At 75.1% G+C, this 2,518-nt stretch carries 1 protein-coding gene and 1 pseudogene; both read right to left on the bottom strand.

Annotated elements, in window-relative coordinates; all coding sequences use genetic code 11:
- The coding region (locus JGS39_RS39760) for a roadblock/LC7 domain-containing protein (RefSeq protein ID WP_219574623.1) at window positions 1-268 on the bottom strand (268 nt) is incomplete at its 3' end.
- A pseudogene (locus JGS39_RS42140) lies at window positions 265-2,518 on the bottom strand (sensor histidine kinase); the annotation flags it as partial. The gene JGS39_RS39760 and the pseudogene JGS39_RS42140, both read right to left, overlap by 4 nt.

Raw genomic sequence — 2,518 nt, 5'->3', positions numbered from 1 at the left:
CCTCGTCCATCTCGACCATCGTCTGGCGCACGCCTCCCGCCCGGAAGTGCCGTCCCGCGCCCTTGGCCAGGCTGTGGAACCCGGAGGCGACCGCTGCCAGGTGCTCGGCGTCCTCGCGGCTGAGCGCGCTCGACGCCCCGACCGCGAGTCCGTCCCCGGAGAGCACGACTGCGTGCCGGACCTCTCCGACCCGGGTCACCAGATCGTCCAGCAGCCAGTCGAGTTCACCGGATCGGCGGGCCGCCCCGGCCCTCTCGTTCGCGATCATGCGGGGTCTCCTTCGCTGAGCGGGCGGGGTTCGGTGCTGCCGGGGGCTGCCACCGGGGATCCCGGGGCGGCGCCGCCGCCGCGTACCCACCCGGCGCGGTAGGCGGTCATCCGGTCCCTGGCCTGTTCGGGGGTGCGGTGCGCGGCCGTGTCCTCGGCCGGTCCGCCGGTCCGGGGCGGTTCGGGCCGCGGTTCCTCACGGAGCTGGGGTACGAGGCTTGCCTGCCGCACCCGGCGGGGCAGGGCCTCGTCGTCGCCCTTGTCTCCGGCAGGCGTCCGTGGTGCCGGCCCGGTCTCGTCGTCGGCCTCCGGCCGGCGGGGCCGCAGCGAGGTCACGCGGGCGGTGGGGCCGGTGCGGGACTCCAGCGCCGGGACCGGGACGGGTGCGGGGAAGGCGGTGCCCTGCGGCCGGACGGCACGGGGCCCCGGCCCGAAGGTCGTGCGTTCGTGATCGTCCCGGCGCTCGGCCGAGGCCTTCTGCGGCGCCGCCTGCTCCTCGGCCGGCGGCAGTGCGGTCTGCAGCAGCGCCGTCGGCAGCAGGACGACCGCCGTGGTGCCGCCGTACGGGGAGGTGCGCAGCTGGACCTTGATCCGGTGCCGCACGGCGAGCCGGCTCACGACGAACAGGCCGAGCCGGTCGCTGTCGAAGAGATCGAGGGCCTCCGCCTGCTCGATGCGGCGGTTGGCCTCGCCGAGCAGCTCGGCTCCCATCCCGAGGCCGCGGTCCTCGATCTCCAGTGCGTAGCCGTTGCCCACGGGTTCGCCGGTGATGCGCACCTTGGTGTGCGGGGGTGAGAACTGTGCGGCGTTCTCGACCAGTTCGGCGAGCAGGTGAGTGAGGTCGGCGACCGCCGTGCCCTTCACCGCGGCGTCGGGCAGCCTGCTGACCTCCACCCGGGCGTAGTCCTCGATCTCGGAGACGGCCGCGCGCACGACGTTGGTCAGGGACACCGGCATCCGCCAGGCCCGGCCGGGATCTCGTCCTGGGAGGCGAGTCCCGGCGGAGCCTCGGCCCGGATGTCGAGTTCTTCGCCCGCGCGCAGCCGCTGCATGGCCAGAGGCAGTTTGCGCCGGGCGATCTCCAGGGCGCTGTTGCGCAGGTTCACCAGCTCCACGACGAGCCCGCGCCCGATGCGCACGGAGATCACCAGGGAGGCGGCGACGGCGACGCAGCCAAAGATCACGGCAGCGCCGGACGGGCTGAGCAGCCCTTGGGTGAGGGGGTCGGCGCGGTCGGCGGCGCGGTCTCCGGCGCCGGCGGTGATGCTGCGTAGTTCGCCACGGACGTCGGCGGCGGCGCGCTGCCAGTCGGCGGCGGGCACGGCCCGCGCGGCGTCGCGCCCGGGCGCCGCCGTGAGCACCTTGTCCTCCGCGGTCCGGATGGAGCGGTAGGCGGGCAGCGCGGTGAACTTCCGCCAGGCGGTGCGTTCGGTGGCGGGCAGGTCGGCGCCTGCGGTCTCGGTGAGGCTGCGCCGGGTTTCGACCGCGCCGGTGAACTGCCTCAGCGGGCGGTCCTCCAGGGTGCCGACGCGTGCGGCGGTGGCCAGCAGGGCGTCCTCTCGGGCCAGCATCTCGTCGGCGCGGGCGAGTTCGAGCAGGACGCGGGCGTCGGAGCCGAGGGCGTCGTCCTGGATGCCGGTGAGGGCCCCGGAGACGGCGAAAGCGGCGCTGACCGCCGAGGTGTAGCGGTCGTACACGGCGTATTCGCCACCATCGGCGCTCTCGCTGTTCGCCTTGTCCGTCCGCAGGTCCTGGGCGAGGCCGAGGAAGCGGTCGAGCCGGCCGGCCAGGCCCCCGGGGAGATTGCCGGTGTCGGCGACGGTGTGACCGTCGCCCAGCCGCAGCGCGTCGAGGGCGGTGTCGGTGCGCCCGGCTTGTTCCTTCAGGGCGGCGGCGTGTGCGGTGCCGGGGTCGGCGGACTGGAGCATGGCCGCCTTCCGTTCGCTCTGGAGGGCCGAGACCGCCGACGCGACGGGCGCTCTGACCTCTTCGTCGACGCGCTGCAACTGGCGCAGCCGTGCCACGTCCTGGGCGGTGGACACGGTGGCGAAGCCCCAGAGGGCCAGCAGGGAGACGACGGGCAGCATGAGCAGCGAGATGATCTTCGCGCGCACGGTCCCGGGACGCAGCGCCCGGCGTCCGCGCGGGACGGCCGTGCCGTACTCGGCCGGCGGACTGTCGTGCTCGGCACTCTCGTCGGCGGGCGGTCCCGCGTGCGCGCGGCGGCCTCGCGGCGCAGGCGTCGGGGTGG

Source organism: Streptomyces poriferorum (assembly GCF_019399235.1).
Classification (GTDB): Bacteria; Actinomycetota; Actinomycetes; order Streptomycetales; family Streptomycetaceae; genus Streptomyces; species Streptomyces poriferorum.
This window is presented reverse-complemented; position numbering and strand designations above follow the sequence as displayed.